This window comes from Streptomyces sp. 4F14, from assembly GCF_048159485.1.
In the GTDB taxonomy this organism is placed as follows: Bacteria; Actinomycetota; Actinomycetes; order Streptomycetales; family Streptomycetaceae; genus Streptomyces.
On the sequence record NZ_JBLRVY010000010.1, the window covers coordinates 211,581 to 232,701 of the forward strand.

At 68.9% G+C, this 21,121-nt stretch carries 22 protein-coding genes and 1 tRNA gene; 13 read left to right on the top strand and 10 right to left on the bottom strand.

The window, feature by feature from the left end; translation table 11 throughout:
* Positions 1–39: 39 nt before the first annotated feature.
* Genes ACLZOT_RS19625 through ACLZOT_RS19640 form a run of 4 tightly spaced genes read left to right on the top strand, consistent with a single transcriptional unit; the run spans position 40 to position 2,782 of the window.
* Positions 40–189: a hypothetical protein gene (locus ACLZOT_RS19625; protein ID WP_416970259.1), complete on the top strand. Its 150-nt coding sequence runs from the start codon at positions 40–42 to the stop codon at positions 187–189.
* Position 190: 1 nt separating this feature from the next.
* Entirely contained in the window at positions 191–1,138 is a 948-nt protein-coding gene (tgmB, locus tag ACLZOT_RS19630) for an ATP-grasp ribosomal peptide maturase (RefSeq protein WP_416970260.1), read from the top strand.
* On the top strand, positions 1,135–2,289 hold the full coding sequence (locus tag ACLZOT_RS19635; RefSeq protein ID WP_416970261.1) for a methyltransferase domain-containing protein: 1,155 nt from the start codon (positions 1,135–1,137) through the stop codon (positions 2,287–2,289). The genes tgmB and ACLZOT_RS19635 overlap by 4 nt, the downstream gene beginning before the upstream one ends.
* A 37-nt stretch (positions 2,290–2,326) precedes the next feature.
* On the top strand, positions 2,327–2,782 hold the full coding sequence (locus tag ACLZOT_RS19640) for an NUDIX domain-containing protein (protein ID WP_416970262.1): 456 nt from the start codon (positions 2,327–2,329) through the stop codon (positions 2,780–2,782).
* 82 nt (positions 2,783–2,864) lie between these two features.
* On the opposite strand, the gene ACLZOT_RS19645 is transcribed toward ACLZOT_RS19640, so the two are convergent.
* Entirely contained in the window at positions 2,865–3,614 is a 750-nt protein-coding gene (locus ACLZOT_RS19645; protein WP_416970263.1) for a DUF5324 family protein, read from the bottom strand.
* Positions 3,615–3,822: 208 nt separating this feature from the next.
* Between ACLZOT_RS19645 and ACLZOT_RS19650 the strand changes: the two genes are divergently transcribed.
* Both ACLZOT_RS19650 and ACLZOT_RS19655 read left to right on the top strand, forming a co-directional pair.
* Positions 3,823–4,341, top strand: coding sequence for a peptidylprolyl isomerase (locus tag ACLZOT_RS19650; protein ID WP_416970264.1), 519 nt, complete (start codon positions 3,823–3,825; stop codon positions 4,339–4,341).
* Between the two features lie 120 nt (positions 4,342–4,461).
* Positions 4,462–5,358 (top strand): rhomboid family intramembrane serine protease, encoded by an 897-nt coding sequence (locus tag ACLZOT_RS19655; protein WP_416970265.1) that lies wholly within the window; start codon positions 4,462–4,464, stop codon positions 5,356–5,358.
* A gap of 269 nt (positions 5,359–5,627) precedes the next feature.
* Here the strand turns inward: ACLZOT_RS19655 and crgA are convergent, their stop codons facing one another.
* Complete coding sequence (gene crgA / locus ACLZOT_RS19660) at positions 5,628–5,882, bottom strand: cell division protein CrgA (RefSeq protein ID WP_187748457.1); 255 nt, start codon at positions 5,880–5,882, stop codon at positions 5,628–5,630.
* Positions 5,883–5,976: 94 nt separating this feature from the next.
* On the opposite strand from crgA, the gene ACLZOT_RS19665 reads away from it, so the two are divergent.
* Genes ACLZOT_RS19665 through ACLZOT_RS19690 form a run of 6 tightly spaced genes read left to right on the top strand, consistent with a single transcriptional unit; the run spans position 5,977 to position 10,108 of the window.
* Entirely contained in the window at positions 5,977–6,765 is a 789-nt protein-coding gene (locus ACLZOT_RS19665) for a DUF881 domain-containing protein (RefSeq protein ID WP_416970266.1), read from the top strand.
* A 20-nt stretch (positions 6,766–6,785) separates the two neighbouring features.
* Positions 6,786–7,445, top strand: a complete 660-nt coding sequence (locus tag ACLZOT_RS19670) for a class E sortase (RefSeq protein WP_416970267.1) — start codon at positions 6,786–6,788, stop codon at positions 7,443–7,445.
* A 16-nt stretch (positions 7,446–7,461) separates the two neighbouring features.
* On the top strand, positions 7,462–7,659 hold the full coding sequence (locus ACLZOT_RS19675) for a hypothetical protein (protein WP_187753147.1): 198 nt from the start codon (positions 7,462–7,464) through the stop codon (positions 7,657–7,659).
* The gene (locus tag ACLZOT_RS19680; protein ID WP_416970268.1) at positions 7,656–8,294 is read left to right on the top strand and encodes an aminodeoxychorismate/anthranilate synthase component II; all 639 of its coding nucleotides are present in this window, start codon (positions 7,656–7,658) and stop codon (positions 8,292–8,294) included. The genes ACLZOT_RS19675 and ACLZOT_RS19680 overlap by 4 nt, the downstream gene beginning before the upstream one ends.
* Positions 8,291–9,361 carry a class E sortase gene (locus ACLZOT_RS19685; protein ID WP_416970269.1) on the top strand — a complete coding sequence of 357 codons (1,071 nt, stop codon included), beginning with the start codon at positions 8,291–8,293 and terminating at the stop codon, positions 9,359–9,361. The genes ACLZOT_RS19680 and ACLZOT_RS19685 overlap by 4 nt, the downstream gene beginning before the upstream one ends.
* A 12-nt stretch (positions 9,362–9,373) precedes the next feature.
* Complete coding sequence (locus ACLZOT_RS19690; protein ID WP_416970270.1) at positions 9,374–10,108, top strand: class E sortase; 735 nt, start codon at positions 9,374–9,376, stop codon at positions 10,106–10,108.
* Between the two features lie 79 nt (positions 10,109–10,187).
* Here the strand turns inward: ACLZOT_RS19690 and ACLZOT_RS19695 are convergent, their stop codons facing one another.
* The 7 genes from ACLZOT_RS19695 to ACLZOT_RS19725 all read right to left on the bottom strand — a co-directional run bounded on the left by ACLZOT_RS19695 (position 10,188) and on the right by ACLZOT_RS19725 (position 19,042).
* Positions 10,188–10,826, bottom strand: coding sequence for a restriction endonuclease (locus tag ACLZOT_RS19695; RefSeq protein ID WP_416970271.1), 639 nt, complete (start codon positions 10,824–10,826; stop codon positions 10,188–10,190).
* Positions 10,827–10,942: 116 nt separating this feature from the next.
* Positions 10,943–12,943, bottom strand: coding sequence for a Stk1 family PASTA domain-containing Ser/Thr kinase (gene pknB / locus ACLZOT_RS19700; protein WP_416970272.1), 2,001 nt, complete (start codon positions 12,941–12,943; stop codon positions 10,943–10,945).
* Positions 12,944–13,111: 168 nt separating this feature from the next.
* The gene (locus ACLZOT_RS19705; protein ID WP_416970273.1) at positions 13,112–14,575 is read right to left on the bottom strand and encodes a peptidoglycan D,D-transpeptidase FtsI family protein; all 1,464 of its coding nucleotides are present in this window, start codon (positions 14,573–14,575) and stop codon (positions 13,112–13,114) included.
* Positions 14,572–16,011, bottom strand: coding sequence for an FtsW/RodA/SpoVE family cell cycle protein (locus ACLZOT_RS19710; RefSeq protein WP_416970274.1), 1,440 nt, complete (start codon positions 16,009–16,011; stop codon positions 14,572–14,574). The genes ACLZOT_RS19705 and ACLZOT_RS19710 overlap by 4 nt, the downstream gene beginning before the upstream one ends.
* 49 nt (positions 16,012–16,060) lie before the next feature.
* Positions 16,061–17,566, bottom strand: a complete 1,506-nt coding sequence (locus ACLZOT_RS19715; protein ID WP_416970403.1) for a Stp1/IreP family PP2C-type Ser/Thr phosphatase — start codon at positions 17,564–17,566, stop codon at positions 16,061–16,063.
* A gap of 104 nt (positions 17,567–17,670) precedes the next feature.
* On the bottom strand, positions 17,671–18,210 hold the full coding sequence (locus tag ACLZOT_RS19720; protein WP_416970275.1) for an FHA domain-containing protein: 540 nt from the start codon (positions 18,208–18,210) through the stop codon (positions 17,671–17,673).
* A 10-nt stretch (positions 18,211–18,220) separates the two neighbouring features.
* Positions 18,221–19,042 carry an FhaA domain-containing protein gene (locus ACLZOT_RS19725; protein ID WP_416970276.1) on the bottom strand — a complete coding sequence of 274 codons (822 nt, stop codon included), beginning with the start codon at positions 19,040–19,042 and terminating at the stop codon, positions 18,221–18,223.
* A 379-nt stretch (positions 19,043–19,421) separates the two neighbouring features.
* Between ACLZOT_RS19725 and ACLZOT_RS19730 the strand changes: the two genes are divergently transcribed.
* Positions 19,422–19,505: transfer RNA gene (locus ACLZOT_RS19730), tRNA-Leu, on the top strand.
* A 130-nt stretch (positions 19,506–19,635) separates the two neighbouring features.
* Here ACLZOT_RS19730 and ACLZOT_RS19735 read toward each other — a convergent pair.
* Complete coding sequence (locus tag ACLZOT_RS19735) at positions 19,636–20,994, bottom strand: helix-turn-helix domain-containing protein (RefSeq protein WP_416970277.1); 1,359 nt, start codon at positions 20,992–20,994, stop codon at positions 19,636–19,638.
* Between the last annotated feature and the right edge of the window lie 127 nt (positions 20,995–21,121).

A 21,121-nucleotide genomic window follows, 5' to 3' on the forward strand; every position in this document is an offset into this window, starting at 1 on the left:
TTGGTGTCGCCACCTCCGCGTAGCGGCGAAGCTTCCGTCATGACCTACAGCGAGGCCCTTCAGCTCAACGTGTCCGCTTCGGGCAACCCGTGGCACGCGGAGAGCGCGGCCAGGCCGGAGACCCAGACCGAGACGAGCAACGGAGACGGCAAGAACCCGGGCTCCGACAGCGGAACCGACCTCTACTGACATGGGCCTCATCCTCGTGCTGACCGGCCGTGACGACCTCACGGCCGACGCGGTGGTCGAGGAACTGATGCGGCGTGGTGGGGAAGTCGTCAGATTCGACACCGCCGATTTCCCCACCAAGTCCCGGCTGGTCGCCTCCCTGACGGAGGACGGCTGGGCGGGCACCCTCACCGGTTCCCGTTCCTTCCGCCTGGAGAGCGTCAAGTCCGTCTGGTGGCGCCGTCCGAACGAGTTCGTCACCCCGGATGACTGGCCCGGTCCGGCGCGGGCGCTCGCCGTCTCCGAGGCGCGGTCCGGCCTGCTGGGCGTCCTCGGATCGCTGCCTGTCCGGTGGATCAACCATCCGGCACAGGACTCCGCCGCGAACTACAAACCACGGCAACTCGCCGTGGCCGCCCGCGTCGGACTGGAGACACCGCGCACCATCATCACGTCCGATCCGGAGCGTGCCAGAAGGTTCGCGGGGGACGGCGAAGTGATCTACAAGGGGCTGGGCGGGGGTGTGCTCGGGCCGGGCGGCCAGCGGCAGTTCCTTCCCGTCTCGCTCGTCCGCGCCGATGAGATGGACGACGGCGTCACCGGCACCGCGCATCTGTTTCAGGAGAACGTTGAGAAAGCGTACGAAGTACGGCTCACCGTGATCGGCAGCCGGATGTTCCCCGTCGCCATCCACGCCGGAAGCGAGGCGGCCAGACTGGACTGGCGCACCGACTACCGTTCACTGACCTACAGCCGTGTCGACATGCCATCGGCGGTGGAGAAGGGTGTTCGGCGGCTCATGGACGAACTGGGCCTCTTCTTCGGCGCGCTGGACTTCGTCGTCACGCCCGACGGGCGGTGGAAGTTCTTGGAGATCAATCCGAACGGCCAATGGCACTGGCTCGCCGTGAAGGCGGATGTGCCCCTCGTGGAAGCCATGGCCGACGCGTTGGAGGGAGAAACCGCATGACCTCGGCCGAACCGTGGGCGGAGGCCGCGCGAGCGCTCGCCGACAAGGTGACGGCGGACGCGCCCGAATGGCACGACGCCGTGAGCCGCACTCCCAGGCATCTCCTCGTCCCCCGTTGGTGGCGGCGCGTGCCCGACAGCCCTGTACAGGAATGGGAGTTGGTGGATCCCTCCGAGGGGACACCGGAGTCGCTGCGAGCGGCGTACACCGACGAGACGCTGGTGACCCGGGTGGGACCGCTGCACGCCGATCACGCAGCCGCCGGTGAACGAGGCAAGGGCGACCCGACGTCGTCGTCCACCCTGCCCGGACTCGTCGTGTCCATGGCGCACCGGCTCGACGCCGAGCCGGGCCACCGGGTCCTGGACGTGGGCACCGGTTCCGGTTACTCCGCCGGGCTGTTCGCGCTGCGGCTCGGGGACGCGAACGTGACGAGCGTGGACGTGGACCCGTACCTGGTGGAGGCCGCTCGTACCCGTCTCGCCGGACTCGGGCGCCATCCTCGGACGGACGTCGTCGATGCCACCGGGGACCTCCCGGACACGGAGTACGACCGCATCATGGCGACCGTCTCCGTACGGCCCGTCCCCGCCTCGTGGCTGCGCGCGCTCCGCCTCGGCGGACGTCTCGTCACGACCATCGCCCACACCGCCCTCCTCGTCGTGGCGGACATGGGGGCCGACGGCGTCGCGCGGGGCCGGGTCCAGCCCGACCCGGCGACGTTCATGGAGACCCGGCGGGAAGCGGACTACCCGCCGAAGCTGGACGGCGTGTTCAAGGCGGCACGGGACGAGGACGGAGAGGACGTACGGCTCCCGGGCGGCATCATTCCCGATCTGTGGCAGGAGTGGTCCCTGCGATGGCTGTACGAACTGGACACCCCCGGAGTCGAGACCCGCGCGGCGACATATCCGGACGGACGCCGTGTGCTGTGGCTGCTCGCCGAGGACGGCTCCTGGGCGCGAGCCGAGGACGGCAGCCTCCCCGTGGTGCACCAGAGCGGTCCTCGCCGGCTATGGGACGACCTGGAGCGGGTCCGCTGCACGTGGGAGGAACACCACAGATTTCCGCTGTACGCGTTGAGGGCCGAACTCAGCTCCGAGGGCAGCCGCTTTTTGTCCCCGACCGGTTCGTGGAGCTTCTCGATCTGAGCCCCGTCCTTCCGTCGCCCCGAGTGAAAGGCACTCCGTGAAGCGACTCGTCGCCCGTCTGTGGCGGCTCATCCGAGGCCCGTTGCAGTGGCGGATTCTCTGGCTCGCCCATGCCAAGTTCATGGTCGGCGTCACGGGGGTCGTCCGGAACGAGGTGGGCCAAGTGCTGCTGCTCAAGCACCGGTTGTGGCCGCCGGAGCGTCCGTGGGGCCTGCCCACCGGCTACGCGGTCAAGGGCGAGGAGTTCCCCCTGACCGTCGTCCGGGAGGTGAAGGAGGAAACCGGCCTGGACGTCGTACCGGGCCGCCTGCTGACCGTGACGAGTGGCTACAAGCTCCGGGTGGAAGTGGCGTACGAAGCCCTCCACACCGGCGGCACATTGAAGATCGACGGATTCGAGATCCTGGAGGCCCGCTGGTTCGACCCGGACGAAATGCCGGCGGCGATGCAGGACTCCCATCGGAAGCTGATCAGGAGCACGGAGAAGGCGTGACCCCGGGGAGTGCCGTTTCACGTGAAACACAGCTGTGGGGCGGGCGACGCGATCACGTCACCCGCCCCACAGCCCGGTTCACTCAGCCGTGCTTCTTCCGCTGCCCCTCCGCCTGCGCGGCCTCCTCCTCCGCCTCCTTCGCCTGGACCTCGGGATCGAGCCCGGTGTTGTCGACGGACTTCAGCGCCCCCGGTGCCGGGACCTCGGTCGCGGCGGGGGGTTCGACCAGCCAGTCCGGGTTGGCCTGGCGGTCCCACCAGCGCCAGGCGGCGTACGCGCCCCCGGCGAGGACGCCGAGGACGGCGAGCCCCTTGACGGCACGGCCCGCACGGGCGCGGCGGCGGTTCGCGCGGACCAGGCGGTCGATCTGGGCCGGGGTCACCTGCCCGCGCAGGGCGGCGAGCGCGGCGGCACCGCGGGACGCGGCCTCGTCGCGGACGGGCCCCGCGGCGGCCACGGCGTGTTCGATGCGGGGACGCGAGTACTCGGCGGCCTGCCGCGCGGCGATGCGCGTACGGAGCGCGGCTTCGTGCGCGGCGTAGTCGACCTTCGGCGGGACATGGGTCCGCGCCTGTTCGAGGCGCGGTGCGAGGTGCGCGTCGTACTGGACGCGGGCCTGCTCGGCGGCCTGCGAGACCTTCGGCGCGAGCCGTACCCGCGCCTCCTCGGCGGCCTGGGACACCTTGGGCGCGAGCCGTACCCGCGCCTCCTGCGCGTAGTGTGCGGCCTTCTCCCTCGCCGTGTCGGCGTAGGGCGCCACCACTTCCGCGGCGTGCAGCACGCTGTCCTTCGCCGAGCCGGTCGCGGCGCGCACGCTGTCGATGCGGGTCACGGGTTCCTCCTCCTCGGTGGCGTACGTTCTATCGGCTTTCCACCCAATTGAGGATCATGCCTGTTCCGCTGGGACCGGGCATGCGGGGGCGGGCATACGGGTGCCGATCGGGCATGCCGTCGACGATGCCACGGAACCGCCACTCGCGCAGGAGGGCGGGCGTGGGAGGATCGGGGGGTTATAGGCAGTCCGACGAAAGGCGCCCCCAGTGGCCGAGAAGCTCTACGCCACCCTGAAGACGACCCTCGGTGACATCGAGGTCGAGCTGTTCCCGAACCACGCGCCGAAGACGGTCGCGAACTTCACCGAACTCGCCTCGGGCCAGCGGGAGTGGCGCAACCCCGAGACCGGCGCCGCGACCACGGACCCGCTGTACAACGGCACGGTCTTCCACCGGGTCATCGACGGCTTCATGATCCAGGGCGGGGACCCGCTGGGCAACGGCACCGGCGGCCCCGGCTACCGCTTCGAGGACGAGTTCCACCCGGAGCTCAAGTTCTCCAAGCCGTACCTGCTCGCCATGGCCAACGCGGGCCCGGGCACCAACGGCTCCCAGTTCTTCATCACCGTCGGCCCCACCCCGCACCTCAACAACCGCCACACCATCTTCGGTGAGGTCACCAAGGGTGCCGAGGTCGTGGACGCGATCGCGAAGGTCCCGACGGGCCGCAACGACCGCCCGGCGACCGATGTCGTCATCAACAGCGTCGTCGTCGAGAAGCGCTGAGCCCGCCCCCGGGACTTCTCCGGGGAACCTTTCGCCCCGCTCGTCCGTGAAACAGGAGGAGCGGGGCAAAGCATTGTGTACGACCTACCCGCGACGAGCTACGACGAGCCAGGGGGCCCAGTGGACCAGGCGCAAGGCGGCGGACAGCAGGAGGCTCCCGGCGTGCCCGGGTGTTACCGCCACCCCGACCGGGAGACCGGCGTGCGCTGCACCCGCTGCGAGCGCCCGATCTGCCCGGAGTGCATGGTCAGCGCGTCGGTGGGCTTCCAGTGCCCGGAGTGCGTGCGCAACGGTTCGGGGACGGGTCACGCGCCGGACGCGAACCGGCCGCGCACGATCGCCGGCGGCAGCGTCGCCGAGGATCCCCGGCTGGTGACGAAGATCCTGCTCGGCATCTGCGCGGTCGCGTTCCTCGCCCAGCAGGCGCTGGGGGACGAGTTCACGGACCGGTTCGACCTGATCGGCCGCGCGATCATGCCCGCGCTGGGCTTCGACCAGCTCCAGGGCGTCGCCGAGGGTCAGTGGTACCGCATGCTGACCTCGATGTTCCTGCACGGCAGCGTCATCCACATCCTCTCCAACGCGCTGAGCCTGTGGTGGATCGGCGGCCCGCTGGAGGCGGCGCTCGGCCGCGCCCGCTACCTCGCGCTGTTCTTCGTCTCGGGGCTGGCGGGATCCGCGCTCACGTACCTCGTCGCCGAACCCAATCAGGCGTCCCTCGGCGCCTCCGGCGCGATCTTCGGCGTCTTCGGCGCGATGGCCGTCCTCATGCGCCGCCAGCGCTACGACATGCGCCCGATGATCGCCATCCTGGTGATCAACCTCATCATCACGTTCGGCTGGAGCGGCATCGCCTGGCAGGCCCACGTCGGCGGTCTCGTCGCCGGTGTGATCATCGGCGCCGGCATGGTCTACGCGCCCCGCGACAAGCGCACGATCGTCCAGTACGGCACCTGTGCACTGGTCCTCGCCGCAGTCGTGATCGTGACCCTCCTGAGGACCTCCCAGCTCACCTGAGCGCAGAGTTGTCCACAGTGTGTAGCACGCCCTGTGCATCCTGTGGAAGAACGGGTTCGCCCCCTGTCTCCGACCCGCATTCATGCAGGTCAGGCAGGGGGCGTACGCGTTTTCGAGGGGTTGTGGGTTCGTCGTACCGGCGTCAACGTCCGGGAGGTTATCCACAGATCGTCGTTCTTTTTCCCCACCGTGTGGACAACGAGCCCTGGCCTGTGGATAACTCCACGAACAGCCCTGGGGAAAACTCCGGTACTAGGCCCGGCCGCCCCTTACTTCCACTGCGTGGACACACCGAACCCGGCGGCGATGAACCCGAAGCCGACGACGATGTTCCAGTTGCCCAACGCGTCGAGGGGGAGGTCCCCGTCGGTCACGTAGAAGAGGACGATCCAGGCCAGCCCGATCAGGAACAGCGCGAGCATGACCGGTGCCACCCAGCCCCTGCTGTTCAGCTTGATCGCGGTCGCCTGCTTCGCCGTCGGCGGCGTGTAGTCGGCCTTCTTACGGATGCGTGACTTCGGCACGAGGGTCTCTCCTGCTGGCAAGGGGGACACGGAGCGCTCCCCCGGGCGTCGGTTAGCGTAGTGCTTCCACGGCGGCGAAGGAGATAACGGTACGTTGAGCAATTCTGCCGACTCCCCCGGGACGGGTTCAACGGGTTCCGCCCCCGGTCGTACCGGCCGTGTCCGTCCGATGCGCCTGATGACGGTCGGCGTCTTCGCTCTCGCGGGCCTCATTTTCTTCACCAGCTTCGACACCGCCAAGGGCACCGACATCCGTACGGACGCCTCCCTGCTGCGTCTCTCCGACCTGATCCAGGAGCGCAGCCGCAAGAACGGCGAGCTGGACGAGTCCAATGCGGGCCTGCGTGAACAGGTCGAGAAACTCGCCGAGGCGGACGACGGACGCAGTACGACGGAGGACCGGAAACTCGCCGAGCTGGAGCACAGCGCCGGCACCCAGAAGCTCAAGGGCAAGGCCCTCACCGTCACCCTCGACGACGCCCCGCCCAACGCCACCGCCAGACTCCCCGGCTACCCCGCCCCCCAGCCCGACTACCTGGTCATCCACCAACAGGACCTCCAGGCCGTCGTCAACGCGCTGTGGCAGGGCGGCGCCCAGGGCATCAAGGTCATGGACCAGCGCCTCATCTCCACCAGCGCCGTCCGCTGCGTCGGCAACACCCTGATCCTCCAGGGCCGCGTCTACTCGCCCCCGTACAAGATCCAGGCCGTCGGCGACCCCCAGAAGCTCAAGGACGCCCTCGCCGCGTCCAAGGCGATCCAGAACTACATGGTGTACGTCGACGTCTACGGCCTCGGCTGGAAAGTCACCGACGACGGCACGGTGACGCTGCCCGGCTACTCGGGCACAGTGGATCTGCACTACGCCGAGCCCGTGGAGTAGCAGTACGCCGAGGGGGTCCCGTGTCCTTACGGGGGATCGTCAGGACCGTCAGCGAGCTGTGCGTGACCGTGGGCGCGGTGATCGTCCTCTTCGTGGTCTACGTCCTGTACTGGACCGGCGTCCGCGCCGACCACGACATGGCCGCGCAGGTCTCCCAGCTGGAGCACAGGTGGGCGAGCCCGGCGCCGGTGGCCGCGACACCCTCGTACAAAAAAGGGCAGCCCTTCGCCGTCATGTACATCCCCCGGCTCGGTTTCACGTGGAACAAGCCCGTCCTCGAAGGGACCGCCACTTCCACCCTGAAGAAGGGGCTCGGGCACTACGCCGGGACCGCCGCCCTCGGGGGCATCGGGAACTTCGCCGTCGCCGGGCACCGGCGGACGTACGGAGATCCGTTCAAGGACTTCCCCGAGCTGCGCGGAGGTGACGCCGTCGTGGTCAGCGACGGGACGACCTGGTTCACGTATCGGATCGACAAAGGGCCCTACAAAACCGTGCCCACCGACGTTGAGGTGATCGACCCTGTGCCACGTAAGTCGGGGTACACGGCACCGGGCCGGTATCTCACGCTGACCACGTGCGATCCGGAGTGGGGCCACAGCCACCGGCTCGTCGTCTGGGCACGCCTGGACTCCACGACGCCTGTGGACGAAGGCAAGCCCCCGGCGCTGCGCCGTTAGTCTGGTGCGGTACGGCGTGAGTCTGGTGCCGTGGTACGACGGAAGGGACGGCATGTACGGCTGGATCTGGCGGCATCTGCCAGGCAACGCGTGGCTCAAGGCACTGATCTCGATCGTGCTGGTCCTCGCTGTCGTCTACGTCCTCTTCCAGTACGTCTTCCCGTGGGCCGAACCGCTGCTTCCCTTCAACGATGTGACGGTGGACAACCAGTGAGCGCGCGCATTCTCGTCGTCGACAACTACGACAGCTTCGTCTTCAACCTGGTCCAGTACCTGTACCAGCTGGGCGCCGAGTGCGAGGTCCTGCGCAACGACGAGGTCTCCACGGCCCACGCGCAGGACGGCTTCGACGGCGTCCTCCTGTCGCCCGGCCCGGGTACGCCCGAGGAGGCCGGCGTCTGCATCGACATGGTCCGGCACTGCGCCGCGACCGGCGTCCCCGTCTTCGGGGTCTGCCTCGGCATGCAGTCCATGCAGGTCGCGTACGGCGGCGTCGTCGACCGCGCGCCCGAGCTGCTGCACGGCAAGACGTCCCTGGTCGAGCACGAGGGCAAGGGCGTCTTCGCCGGGCTCCCGTCCCCCTTCACGGCGACCCGCTACCACTCCCTCGCCGCGATGCCCGCCACGGTCCCCGCCGACCTTGAGGTCACCGCGCGCACCGAGGACGGCATCATCATGGGCCTGCGCCACCGCGAACTCCCCGTCGAGGGCGTCCAGTTCCACCCCGAGTCCGTCCTCACCGAACACGGCCACCGCATGCTCGCCAACTGGCTCGTCGAGTGCGGCTACCCGGGCGCCGTCACCAGATCCACCGGCCTCGCGCCGGTCGTGGGCAGGGCCACCGCGTGACCGCGCTGCGCCCGGAGCGCGAGGAGTCGTACGGGGCGGTCCCTCCGTACGACTCCGGCATTCCCTACGGCGGTGAGCGGTACGACGCTCCCGCCGCGGCCGGGGGTTTCCACGGCACGGCCGGTTCCCTCGACGAGGAGACCGTCGCCCTGCGGATACCCGAGCCGCCCCACGGCGGTGACCCCATATCCGCTTCTGCGGGCACGGCGGGAGTGCCCGGCTCTCTCGCCCCGCCCGGAGGGCGCGCGGCCCGCAGAAAGGCCGCCAAGGGCCGCCGTGGGCGTGTCGTCGCCGCACCGGCGGAGGAGTCGCTGCCCCTCTCGCAGGGTTCCCGTACGCAGGGCTCGCGTCCGCTGTCCCGCGTCGAGGCCCGCCGGCAGGCCAAGGCCCGCAAGCCCAGCCCCGCCGTCCTCGCCAGCCGCGCCCTCGGCGAGATGTTCATCACCACCGGCGTCCTCATGCTCCTCTTCGTCGGCTACCAGCTCTGGTGGACCAACGTCCGCGCCCACGCGCAGGCCGGCAGCGAGGCCAACCAGCTCCAGAAGGACTGGGCCAGCGGCAAACGGGCCGCCGGCACCTTCTCCGCCGGGCAGGGGTTCGCCCTCCTGCACATCCCCAAGCTCGACGTCGTCGTCCCCATCGCCGAAGGCGTCAGCAACAAGAAGGTCCTCGACAAGGGGATGGTCGGGCACTACGGCGAAGGCGCCCTCGCCACCCCGATGCCCGACGCGAAGACCGGGAACTTCGGGCTCGCCGGGCACCGCAACACCCACGGCGAGCCCTTCCGGTACATCAACCGTTTGCAGCCCGGTGACGCGATCGTCGTAGAGACCCAGGACGAGTACTTCGTCTACAAGATGGCCTCCATGCTGCCGGTCACCTCGCCCAGCAATACCAGCGTTCTCAAGGCCGTTCCGCCCGGATCCGGGTTCACCCAGCCCGGCCGCTACATCACCCTCACGACCTGTACCCCGGAGTTCACCAGTAAGTACAGGTTGATCGTCTGGGGCAAGATGGTCGAGGAACGGCCGCGCAGCAAGGGAAAGCCGGATGCGCTCGTCGAGTAGGGGCAGACAGACGTGACAGCGACGACCGACGGGACGACCACCCTGGACACCGGGTCCCCCGCGCCCCGCCGCAAGGGCGGACGCCTCGCCACCGCCGTGAGCGTCCTCGGCGAACTCCTCATCACCGCCGGTCTCGTCCTCGGGCTCTTCGTCGCGTACTCCCTCTGGTGGACCAACGTCATCGCCGACCGGGAAGCCGCGAAACAGAGCGACAAGGTCCGCGACAACTGGTCCAAGCCGGCCGGGCCCGGCGCCCTCGACACGAAGGACGGCATCGGCTTCCTCCACGTCCCCGCGATGAAGAACGGCGAGGTGCTGGTGGAGAAGGGCACGTCCTCCGACGTCCTGAACGAAGGCGTCGCCGGCTACTACACCGACCCCGTCCAGGCGACCCTCCCGACCTCCGGCAAACAGGGCAACTTCACCCTCGCCGCCCACCGCGACGGCCACGGCGCCAAGTTCCACAACATCGACAAGCTGAAGGACGGCGACCCGATCGTCTTCGAGACGCGGGACACCTGGTACATCTACAAGGTCTACTCCACCCTCCCGGAAACCTCGAAGTACAACGTCAAGGTCCTCTCCCAGATCCCCGAGGAGTCCGGGACCGAGAAGGCCGGGCACTACATCACGCTGACTACTTGTACGCCGGTTTATACGAGCCGGTACCGGTATGTGGTGTGGGGGGAGCTGGTTCGGACGGAGAAGGTGGATGCGAAGAGGACTCCGCCGAAGGAGCTGAGCTGACTGACCTCCTTTAAGGAGGCCAGTCGCTGTGCCCTGTGGATAACTCGGCCGACTGAGGTCCTTTAAGGACCTCAGTCGCTCATACCGCGCTCATCATCCGCCGCAGCCTCGCCCTGTGCTGCCGGAGCCTCCTCTCGACGGCCTGTACGTCCGCCCGCAGCGACACCAACTCCTTGCGGTGCTCCCCTGACGTCTCGATCAGGGCGTTGAACATGGGGACGATTGTCTTGCTGAGGATGTGGACGATGCGCTCGTCGATGCGGTTGTCCACAAGCTGGTCAATGGACTCGGAGAGCCTGTGGACAGAGTTATCCACAGGCTGGGCGCGGACCATGTACTCCATGTCGAGGAGATACACACGCACCTGACGTGCGGTTTCGCTGTCGCGGAGCAGCATGGCGATGTTGAGGACGGCTCGGCGGGGGAAGAGAGCGAGGGAGCGGGCGCGGGTCTGGATCCCACTGAGTTGCTTAAAGTAACTCAGTCGCGAACCTGTCAAAACGTGGTAGCCGTTGCTCTCCAGCTCTGCTCGGTGGTCGTGGATGACTGCACGGACCACCTCCAGCCCCACCCCGAAGTACTCCGCCACCATCGCCGTAGTCACATGCACCCCGTCCGGCAGCAACGCCAGCACCTTCACCCGGTCCAGCACCTCCGTCCGCTCCGCCACGCTCTCGCGCAGCGACCTGGACTCCAGCAGCACGGTTTCGTTGATCATGTGCTGTAAACGAGTGAACTGATCCGAAGGCACGATCGACATACGAACAGATGAGCAACGAAAAACCCCGGCCCCCTCAAAGCGAGGGAACCGGGGTTCAGAGGTGGGACCGGGTGTCAGTCGTCCTCGCGGAACGCCGCCCCGTTGAACCCGCCGAAGAAACTGCTCCCGCCGTTGTTGTTGCCCCCGTTGTTGTTGTCGCCGTTGTCCTGGGCGAGCACGGTGACGGTCTGCCCCGGCTGGACGGTCTGACCGGGGCTGGGGTTGGAGTTGACGACGCGGGCGTCGTCGTCCTGGGCGCCGATGACGTTGACCTGGAGCCCGAGGTTGGAGAGCGCCTGCTTGGCGTCCCGGAGGGAGAGGCTGGTCAGGTTGGAGGGGACCTGGAGCTGAGCCTGGCCGACCTTGATGTTGACCGTGGTGTCCTTGTCGACCTGCTGCCCGATGGCCGGGTCGGTGGAGACGACCTTGCCGTTCTGGTTCTGGTCCTGGACCTGGACGTTGGTGCAGGACCCGGCGGTCAGGTTGTTCTGCTCGATCCGCGCCTTGGCGTCGTCGCAGCTGAGCCCGGAGACGTCGGGGACGGTCTCCTTGGCAGCGGCCTTGGCGACCTCAAGGGTGACCGTCGAGCCCTTCTCCTTCTCGGAGCCGGGGTCGGGGTTCTGGCTGAGGACCGTACCGGGTTCCTGGGTGGACTCGGACTGCGTGGTCTTCACCTCGAAGCCCTTCTCCTCCAGCGCCTGCGTGGCCGCGTCGACGTCCTTGTCGATGACGTTCGGCACGACGACCTTCGGCGCCCCGGTCGAGACGACGACGCTGATCGTCTCGCCCTTCTTGATGTTCCCGCCCGCGGCGGGGTTCTGCGAACAGACCTTGCCCGTCTCGGTGTTGTCGCAGGTCTTCTTCTCGACGGCGATCTTCAGATCGGCGTTGGTCGCCTGTTGTCGCGCCTGCGCCTCGGTCAGGTCGACGAGGGTCGGCACCGGGGTGGTGTCGTTGCTGACCCCGTCCCCGTTGGTGACGTACCACCCGATCAGCACCGCCCCCACCAGCACCAGCACAGCGGCCAGCGCCAGCACGATCGTCGAGGTGTTCGACTTCTTCTGCTGACGCCGCCGCGCCGGCCGGTCGTCGTACCCGACGAACCCCCCGTCGTCGGGGTTCATCGGCGGCAGCATGGTCGTCGCCCCGGCGTCGGACCGCAGCGCGGTGGTCGCCTGGTCGTCGCCGTAGCCGCCGTACCCGACCGCGCCGAAGGCGGCGGCGGCCTGGACGGGCTGGCCGTCGAGGCATGCCTCGATGTCGGCGCGCATCTGGTCGGCGGACTGGTAGCGGTAGTTGGGGTCCTTGACGAGCGCCTTGAGGACGATCGCGTCCATCTCCGGGGTGATCTCCGGATCGAAGACGGACGGCGGCTGCGGCTCCTCGCGGACGTGCTGGTAGGCGACGGCGACGGGGGAGTCGCCGACGAACGGCGGCCGTACGGTCAGCAGCTCGTACAGCAGACATCCGGTCGAATAAAGATCCGACCGCGCGTCGACCTGCTCGCCCTTCGCCTGTTCCGGCGAGAGGTACTGGGCGGTGCCGATGACCGCGGAGGTCTGCGTCATCGTCATGCCGGAGTCGCCCATCGCACGGGCGATGCCGAAGTCCATGACCTTGACCTGGCCGGTGCGCGTCAGCATGACGTTGGCCGGTTTGATGTCGCGGTGCACGATGCCGCTGCGGTGCGCGTACTCCAGGCCCTGGAGGATGCCGACGGTCATCTCCATCGAGCGCTCGGGCAGCAGCTTGCGCCCCGAGTGCAGGAGTTCGCGGAGGGTGGAGCCGTCGACGTACTCCATGACGATGTACGGGATCGAGACCCCGTCGAGGTAGTCCTCACCCGTGTCGTAGACCGCCACGATCGCGGGATGGTTGAGCGAGGCGGCCGACTGGGCCTCCCGGCGGAACCTGGCCTGGAAGGAAGGGTCGCGCGCGAGGTCCACGCGCAGCGTCTTCACCGCCACGGTGCGCCCAAGGCGGGTGTCATGCGCGAGGTAGACCTCCGCCATGCCACCACGGCCGAGCACCTGGCCCAGCTCGTACCGGCCGCCGAGGCGACGCGGCTCTTCCATAGCTCTTTACCAGCCCTCTCCGTCGGTCCCGACCGGCATCCCGCCCGGTCGGCGGCTGCCGTCCGGGGATACGCTACCCGGCTCGCTCTGTCTCACCGGGCCAAGCCTGTTACTCGATACAGGACCGGTATCGCAACGTGCACCTATGCGCGGGTCACGTGAGCGGGGTCACCTCTTGTTGCCGAGGACCGCCTGCATCACGGCCTTGGCCACCGGCGCGGCGAGGCCGCCGCCGGAGATGTCCTCGCGGACGGCGGAACCGTCCTCGACGACGACGGCCACGGCCACGGGGGAGGAGCCGTCGGACAGCTTGGCGTAGGAGATGAACCAGGCGTACGGCTTCTCGCTGTTGTTCAGACCGTGCTGCGCGGTACCGGTCTTGCCGCCGACGGTGACGCCGGAGATCTGCGCGTTCTTGCCGGTACCGGTCTTGACGACCGTCTCCATCATCTGCTGCACCTTCTGCGCGGTGGAGGAGGAGACGGCCTGGGAGAGCACCTTGGGCTCGGTGGTCTCCAGGGTGTCGAGGTTGGGGGACTTGAGGGAGTCCACCATGTACGGGCTCATCAGCTTGCCGTCGTTGGCGATGGCCGCGGCGACCATGGCCATCTGGAGCGGGGTGGCCCGGGTGGAGCCCTGCCCGATGCCGTCGAGGGCGTTCTGCGGCCGGTTGTCCTCGGGGTAGACGGACTCGGCGGCGCGGACGGGGACGTCGAGCTTGTTCTCGTTGAAGCCGAACTTCGTGGCCTGCTCGATCATCTTCTTGTTGCCGACGTTGTCGGACATCTTCGCGAAGACGGTGTTGCAGGACACTTCGAGCGCGTACTCCAGCGTGGCGTTCTCGCACTCACCGTGCTCGTTGGTGAGGTCGGTCTTGGTCTGCGGCAGCTGGTAGGGGTCCGGGGTGTCGGTCTTCTCGTCGATCCCGGAGACGACGTTGTTCTCCAGCGCGGCGGCGGCGGTGAGCACCTTGAACGTCGACCCGGGCGGGTACGTCTCGCGCAGCGCCCGGTTCAGCATCGGGTCGTCGGCGTCGTTCTTCTTCTGCACGGCCACCCACGCCTCGGTGTCCGCGTCGGTGTTCCCGGCGAACTTCGAGGGGTCGTACGACGGTGTCGAGACCAGCGCGAGGATCTTGCCGGTGGTCGGGTCGATCGCGGCGACCGCGCCCTTCTTGTTCCCGAGCCCGTCGTACGCGGCCTTCTGCGCGGCGGCGTTGAGGGTGGTGACGACGCTGCCGCCGGCGCGCTGCTTGCCGGTGAGCATGTCGAGGGTGTTGCGGAAGAAGAGCCGGTCGTCGGTGCCGGAGAGGATGCCGTCCTCCAGGTTCTCCAGCTGGTTGGAGCCGAACGCCTGGGACGAGAACCCGGTGACCGGCGCCCACATGGCGCCGTCCTTCCAGGTCCGCTTGTACTTGTAGTCGCCCTTGGTCTCCACGGACCCGGTGATGGCCTTGCCGTTGACGATGATGTCGCCGCGCGGGATCGAGTACCGGGTGATCGGGACGCGGCGGTTCTTGTCGTCGGTGGCCAGCTCGTTCGCCTTGACGTACTGGAGCCAGTTGCCCCGCACCAGCAGGGCGAGGATCAGCAGACCGCAGAAGATCGCGACGCGGCGCAGGGGCTTGTTCATGAGGGGCGGACCACCTGGGTCATCTCGGCGTCGGGGCTGGGAGCGGGGGCCGGGGCGGGGCGGCGGGCCGTGTCGCTGATGCGGATGAGGATGCCGATGAGCGCCCAGTTGGCGATGACGGAGGAACCGCCGTACGCGAGGAACGGCATGGTCATACCGGTCAGCGGGATGAGGCCCATGACGCCGCCGGCGACGACGAACACCTGGAGGGCGAAGGCGCCGGACAGGCCGATGGCGAGGAGCTTGCCGAAGGGGTCGCGGGCGGCGAGGGCGGTACGGATGCCGCGCTCGACGATCAGGCCGTACAGGAGGAGCAGGGCCATCAGCCCGGCGAGGCCGAGTTCCTCGCCGAAGGTGGCGAGGATGAAGTCGGAGTTCGCGGCGAACTTGATCAGCTCGGAGTGGCCCTGGCCCCAGCCGGTGCCCAGCGTGCCGCCGGAGCCGAAGGCCCACAGCGCCTGCATGGCCTGCTCGGAGTGGCCGATGACGCCCTCCTGGGAGAGCTTGTACTCGCCCATCGGGTTCTGCCACGCCTCGACGCGCTGCTGGACGTGCGTCTCGAAGCTCGCGACGGCGACCGCGCCGACCGCCGACATCAGCAGACCGAAGACGATCCAGCTGGTCCGCTCGGTGGCGACGTACAGCATGATCACGAACATGCCGAAGAACAGCAGCGAGGTCCCGAGGTCGGTCTCGAAGACCAGGATCAGGATCGACAGGAACCAGACGACGAGGATCGGTCCGAGGTCGCGCCCGCGCGGCAGGTAGAGGCCGAGGAAGCGGCGGCTGGCGAGGGCCAGCGCGTCCCGCTTCACCATCAGGTACCCGGCGAAGAAGACCGCGAGCACGATCTTCGCGAACTCACCGGGCTGGATGGAGAACCCGGCGACCGAGATCCAGATCTTCGCGCCGTAGATGTTCTGCCCGAGGCCGGGGACCAGCGGCAGCAGCAGCAGGAAGATCGCGCCGGCCATGGAGATGTAGGTGTAGCGCTGGAGGACCCGGTGGTCCTTGAGGAAGATCAGCACCACGATGAAGAGGGCGATGCCCATCGCCGTGTACATCAGCTGCCGGGGCGAGGCGTTGCCCGCCTGCTCGGCCGCCTGGAGGTACTTGGACTGGTCCAGCCGCCAGATGGCGACCAGACCGAGCCCGTTGAGCAGCGTCGCCAGCGGCAGCAGCAGGGGGTCCGCGTAGGGCGCGAACTTGCGGACGACGAGATGGGCGATGCCCGCCAGCAGACCGAGCCCCAGGCCGTAGGCGAGCAGCCCCGCGGGGACCTGCTCGTTGATGGCGAGGCCCACGTTGGCGTAGGCGAACACCGGGATCAGGACGGCGAACACCAGCAGTCCCAGCTCGGTGTTGCGTCTGCTCGGCGCTCCGATGGCGCCGATCGTGGACGTGTGGTGCGTCGGTGTGTTGGTAGTACTGCTCATCGTGTGACGGGGCCTCTCACGGCTTGCCTCTTGCTTGCCTCACGGCTCGCTACTGCTTGCCGCACAGCGAGACGACCTGCTCCTCCTCCTGAGAGAGAGACGGCCCGGGGCTCGGGGTGGCCGACGGGCTGGCCGCCGGGGACGGGGACGCGTTCGGGCTCGGGCTCTGCGAACCCGCCGTGGCCGACGGGCTCGGCGTCGGCTTGGACGCGGACGACGAGGATCCGGTTCCCGAACTCCCGTCCTGCGCCTGCTTCTTGCACGCGGACGCCTGGACGGACAGCTCGTCGAGTTTCTTCTGCGCGCCCTTCAGGCTGGAGGCCGGGATGGTCTCCTCGACCTGCTTCTGCTGGTACTGCGGGAGGTACTTGAGTTCGATCTCGGGGTGGTCCTTCTCGACCTTCGAGAGCGAGACCCAGGCGAGGTCCTGGCTGATCCCCCGGTACAGCGCGAGGTGTTCGCCCTTGGCGCCGACGTAGTACTGGGTCTGCGTCCACCGCCAGCCGCCGTACAGACCGGCGCCGACGACCGCGAGGGCCAGCGCGCTGTACAGGGAGACCTTGAGCCACTTGCGGCTCTTGCGGGGTTTGACGAAGTCGTCGGCGGAGTAGTCGCCGAAGCCGTCGGTGGAGATGAAACCGGTCACGTCCCCCGATCCGGGGGGCCCGAACTCGCCGCCGCCGGGGTTCGCGCGGTGCCGTCCGAGGCTCGCGGCGCGGCCGGCCGGGGTCTGCATGATGCCGTTGTCGTGCGGCAGCTGGAGCTGGTTCTCGGCGACCGCGCCGACCACGACGGGGGTGTCGTAGAGCTGGCCCGCGAGGGTGTCGCCGGTGTCGAGGTCGAGGACGTCCGCGACGATCACGGTGATGTTGTCGGGGCCGCCGCCGCGCAGGGCGAGCTGGATGAGGTCCTGGATGGTCTCGTGGGGCCCCTGGTAGCTGGCCAGGGTCTCTTCGAGGGTCTGGTGCGAGACGACGCCGGAGAGGCCGTCGGAGCAGATCAGATACCGGTCGCCCGCCCTGACCTCGCGGATCGAGAGGTCGGGCTCGACGTGCTCGGCGGAGCCGAGGGCGCGCATCAGGAGGGAGCGCTGCGGGTGGGTCGTCGCCTCCTCCTCGGTGATCCGGCCCTCGTCGACGAGGCGCTGCACCCAGGTGTGGTCCTGCGTGATCTGGGTGAGGACGCCGTCGCGCAGCAGGTAGGCGCGCGAGTCGCCGACGTGGACGAGGCCGAGGCGCTGGCCCGTCCACAGCAGGGCGGTCAGGGTCGTCCCCATGCCTTCGAGCTGGGGGTCCTCGTCGACCAGGGAGCGCAACTGGTCGTTGGCGCGCTGGACGGCGGTGGCGAGGGAGGTGAGGACGTCCGAGCCGGGGATGTCCTCGTCGAGCGCGACGATCGTGGAGATCGCCTCGGAGGAGGCGACCTCGCCGGCGGCGGCGCCGCCCATGCCGTCCGCGATGGCGAGCAGGCGGGGTCCGGCGTATCCGGAGTCCTCGTTGCCCTCGCGGATCATGCCCTTGTGCGATCCGGCGGCGAAACGCAGGGAGAGACTCATGCGCACCTCACCCGTCGGCTCCGGGTACAGCCGGTCGTGTCGAGCCACACTGCCCACCCTCCGGTCGGGAGCTCGCTCCGCTCGCGCTCATTCATGATGCAGCACTACTTCCGCAGCTCGATGACGGTCTTGCCGATGCGGATCGGGGCGCCCAGCGGGATCGGCGTCGGGGTCGTCAGCCGCGTTCGGTCGAGGTACGTGCCGTTGGTGGAGTTGAGGTCCTCGACGATCCAGTTGCCGTCGCGGTCCGGGTAGATCCTGGCATGGCGGCTGGAGGCGTAGTCGTCGTCCAGCACGATCGTCGAGTCGTGCGCCCGGCCCAGCGTGATGGTCTGGCCCTGGAGCGCGACGGTCGTGCCGGTGAGGGTGCCCTCGGAGACGACCAGCTTGCTGGGGGCGTTACGGCCCCGGCGGCCCCCGGAGGCGGGCTGCTGGCGCTGCTGCGGGGGCGCGGCGGCGGCCTGCTGCTGGCGCCGGCCCTGCTGCGCGTTCTGGTCGGCGCCTCGCCGGGAGCGCTGCGAGCCGCGCTGGGTGACGCGCGTACCGAACAGGTCGCTGCGGATGACCTGTACGGCCACGATCACGAACAGCCACAGTACGGCCAGGAAACCCAGCCGCATGACCGTGAGGGTCAGCTCTGACATTGCCCCCGCTTCACCCTTCGGCTTGCCTATAGATAACGGTGGTGCTGCCCACGACGATCCGCGAGCCGTCGCGGAGCGTAGCGCGGGTGGTGTGCTGTCCGTCCACCACGATGCCGTTCGTGGACCCGAGGTCCTGGACGGTCGAGGGCGAACCGGTACGGATCTCGCAGTGCCGCCGGGAGACACCCGGGTCGTCGATGCGGACGTCGGCGTCGGTGGAGCGGCCCAGCACGAGGGTGGCGCCGGTGATCTGGTGGCGGGCGCCGTTGATCTCGATCCAGTGCCGGGCGCGGGAGCCGGGAGCGGGGGCACCGGCGAGGCCGCCGCCCTGGCCCGCGGGCGGGTAGCCGTATCCGGGGCGGCCGGCGGGAGCGCCGGGCGGCGGGGCGGCGGGCATGGGGGGTGCGCCGTACGGGGCCGGGGCGGCCGGGCGGGCGCCCGGGGCCTGCTGGTCCGTGGAACCGGAGAGAGTGCGGCTGCGGACCCGGTACAGGCCGGTGTCCAGGTCGTCCGCCTTCTCCAGGTTGACCTTGATCGGCCCCATGAAGGTGTAGCGCTGCTGCTTCGCGTAGTCCCGCACCATCCCGGCCAGTTCGTCACCGAGCTGTCCGGAGTAGGGGCTGAGGCGCTCGTGGTCGGGCGTGCTCAGTTCGACGATGAAGTCGTTGGGGACGACGGTCCGGTCCCGGTTCCAGATCTGGGCGTTGTTGTCGCATTCGCGCTGGAGCGCGCCGGCGATCTCCACGGGCTGGACCTCGGACTTGAAGACCTTGGCGAAGGTGCCGTTGACCAGCCCTTCCAGGCGTTGTTCGAACTTCTTCAGAACTCCCATGGGGCACCTCCTCCGTCGTGACGGCTCTGTCGTTGTCGCTGTGGGCCGTGCTGTTCGAACGTCTCGTGCTGTTGCTCGTACTGCTTACTGATCGTATCCACGCGGCGGTGAAACAGCCGGTTCCCCTTTCGCGCCGTGCCTGCCGAGGATCGTAGAGGCGCTCACGGACCAGTGTCCCGCACCTGACTGTGCACCTGCTCCGGCTTCCTGGGAGACGGGGGGACACCGGTACGAGGTTGATACGTGTCACTCACCGGGGCGGGACGGTGGGTACCCCTGCGTGACAAGTGAGGTGAAGAGGCCGGATCCCCCGTGGTAAGGTTTTCCACGTCGGAAGGGGCCAGCCCGAAAGGGCCAGAAGCCGGAAGACACACCCAATGCGCGGGTGGCGGAATAGGCAGACGCGCTGGATTCAGGTTCCAGTGCCCGAAAGGGCGTGGGGGTTCAACTCCCCCCTCGCGCACAGCGAGAACCCCCCAGATCATCGATCTGGGGGGTTTCTTCATGCCCGGATGTCCGGACGCCCGGGGGTCGGGTGGTGTGATGTTCGCCCTGGTGTGAGGTGTCTCTCACCAGGGCGCGTACCGCGGGCGCTAAGGGACCTGGCCGTCGTTGCGGGGGGTGCGGATCCACTCGTTGCCGCCCAGGGGGTAGTCCCAGATGTCCCGGCCGTCGTCGGCGCTCGTGCGGAACGGGGTGCCCTCGTTGTCGATGTGTACGGTGCCTTTTCGGGAGCCGCTCGACCAGGCCAGGGTGAGGTCCCAGCGGACGTCGTGGGCGGTCGTGGTGGCGTTGATGTAGAAGACCTCCGGGTCGGACTCGCTGACCTTGTACGGGAAGTCGCGCTGGCCGCCCTGCACCGTCACCGCCGGGGTGCCCTGGTCCAGGTCGACCGAGAACGACTTCGTCTCCACGTTGCCGCCGCAGCCCGAGCCCATGCCGTACACGTTCCAGGCGAGGGGGGCGTTCTGGGTGATGATCCGGACGTTCAGGGACTCCAGGACGACCGTCTCTCCGCCCGTGCCCTGGACCGTCAGGCCGATCATCTGCTGGTTCGCGGAGACCGCGCCGTTCGCCGCCGCCCAGCGGGGGGCGTTGGGCTCCGTCGCGGGCGGGCCCATCTGCGCGGGGTCGCTGTCCACCAGGAACTCCTGGCTGCAGGGGCTCTCGTAGACGTACGGGCGGACGCCGACCGTCAGGGGGGTGCCCTGGGGTTCGGGGGCCGGGGTGGAGGGACGGGCGGACGCGGACCCCTTCGAGGGGGACGCCGCCGACGGGGAGGGGCTTCGGAGGGACGGGGAGGGGGTGGGGGAGAGGGCGGACGCGGAGGTGGGGGCGGTGGGGGTGCCTAGGCCGGCCGCTTTTCCGTCAGGGGTGGGGTCTGTGGGGCGGTTCGCCACGAGGGCGGCTGCGGTGAGGGCGGTGACGATCGCGGCTGCGGTGATGAGGGTGGCTCTGCGGGGGAGTTTGCGGGAGGGGGGTGGGCTTTCGAGGGTTTCGGGGGTTTCGGGAGTGGGGGGTGGCGGGGGCTGGGCCCAGCTCGGGGTGGTGGCGGGGGGTGCTTCGGGGGGTGCCGGGGTGGCCTCGGCGGCCGTGGCGTTCGTGACTGTCGGTTCGTCAGTCCCGTACCCCTCCGTCGGCTCCGTCGGCTCCGTCGTTTCTGTCGTCTCCGTCGTTTCCTTCGTCCGGCGTTTGCGGGCCGTGTCCGCGAGGATCCAGTGGCGGTGGAGGTCGACCAGTTCCTGGGGGGTCGCGCGGCAGGCGCGGGCGAGGCGTTCGACGGGGGCGTACTCCGTGGGGACGGCGGTGCCGTTGCAGTAGCGGTGGAGGGTCGAGGTGCTCATGTGGAGGCGTTTGGCGAGGGCGCCGTAGCTGAGGCCGGAGCGGTCCTTGAGGGCGCGGAGTGTCGCCGCGAATTCCTCGATGTCGTCGGCCCCCACCGTCGGTGACACCTGTCGCTCCCTCTTTCCGTATCCCGTTCGCGCGTTCCAGGCGGACCGCGTTTCCTCTGGTGGGAGTGTGTTTGACCGTTCCAGCGTTCCCAACTGGGCGGCAGACGTGGCGGTTGGGACGGATCAC

Coding starts and splice junctions, on each gene's coding strand:
- ACLZOT_RS19705 (WP_416970273.1), bottom strand. CDS start 14,575: ATGAACAAGCCCCTGCGCCGCGTCGCGATCTTCTGCGGTCTGCTGATC.
- tgmB (WP_416970260.1), top strand. CDS start 191: ATGGGCCTCATCCTCGTGCTGACCGGCCGTGACGACCTCACGGCCGAC.
- ACLZOT_RS19710 (WP_416970274.1), bottom strand. CDS start 16,011: ATGAGCAGTACTACCAACACACCGACGCACCACACGTCCACGATCGGC.
- pknB (WP_416970272.1), bottom strand. CDS start 12,943: ATGGAAGAGCCGCGTCGCCTCGGCGGCCGGTACGAGCTGGGCCAGGTG.
- ACLZOT_RS19695 (WP_416970271.1), bottom strand. CDS start 10,826: ATGATCAACGAAACCGTGCTGCTGGAGTCCAGGTCGCTGCGCGAGAGC.
- ACLZOT_RS19725 (WP_416970276.1), bottom strand. CDS start 19,042: ATGGGAGTTCTGAAGAAGTTCGAACAACGCCTGGAAGGGCTGGTCAAC.
- ACLZOT_RS19625 (WP_416970259.1), top strand. CDS start 40: ATGACCTACAGCGAGGCCCTTCAGCTCAACGTGTCCGCTTCGGGCAAC.
- ACLZOT_RS19715 (WP_416970403.1), bottom strand. CDS start 17,566: ATGAGTCTCTCCCTGCGTTTCGCCGCCGGATCGCACAAGGGCATGATC.
- ACLZOT_RS19720 (WP_416970275.1), bottom strand. CDS start 18,210: ATGTCAGAGCTGACCCTCACGGTCATGCGGCTGGGTTTCCTGGCCGTA.
- ACLZOT_RS19635 (WP_416970261.1), top strand. CDS start 1,135: ATGACCTCGGCCGAACCGTGGGCGGAGGCCGCGCGAGCGCTCGCCGAC.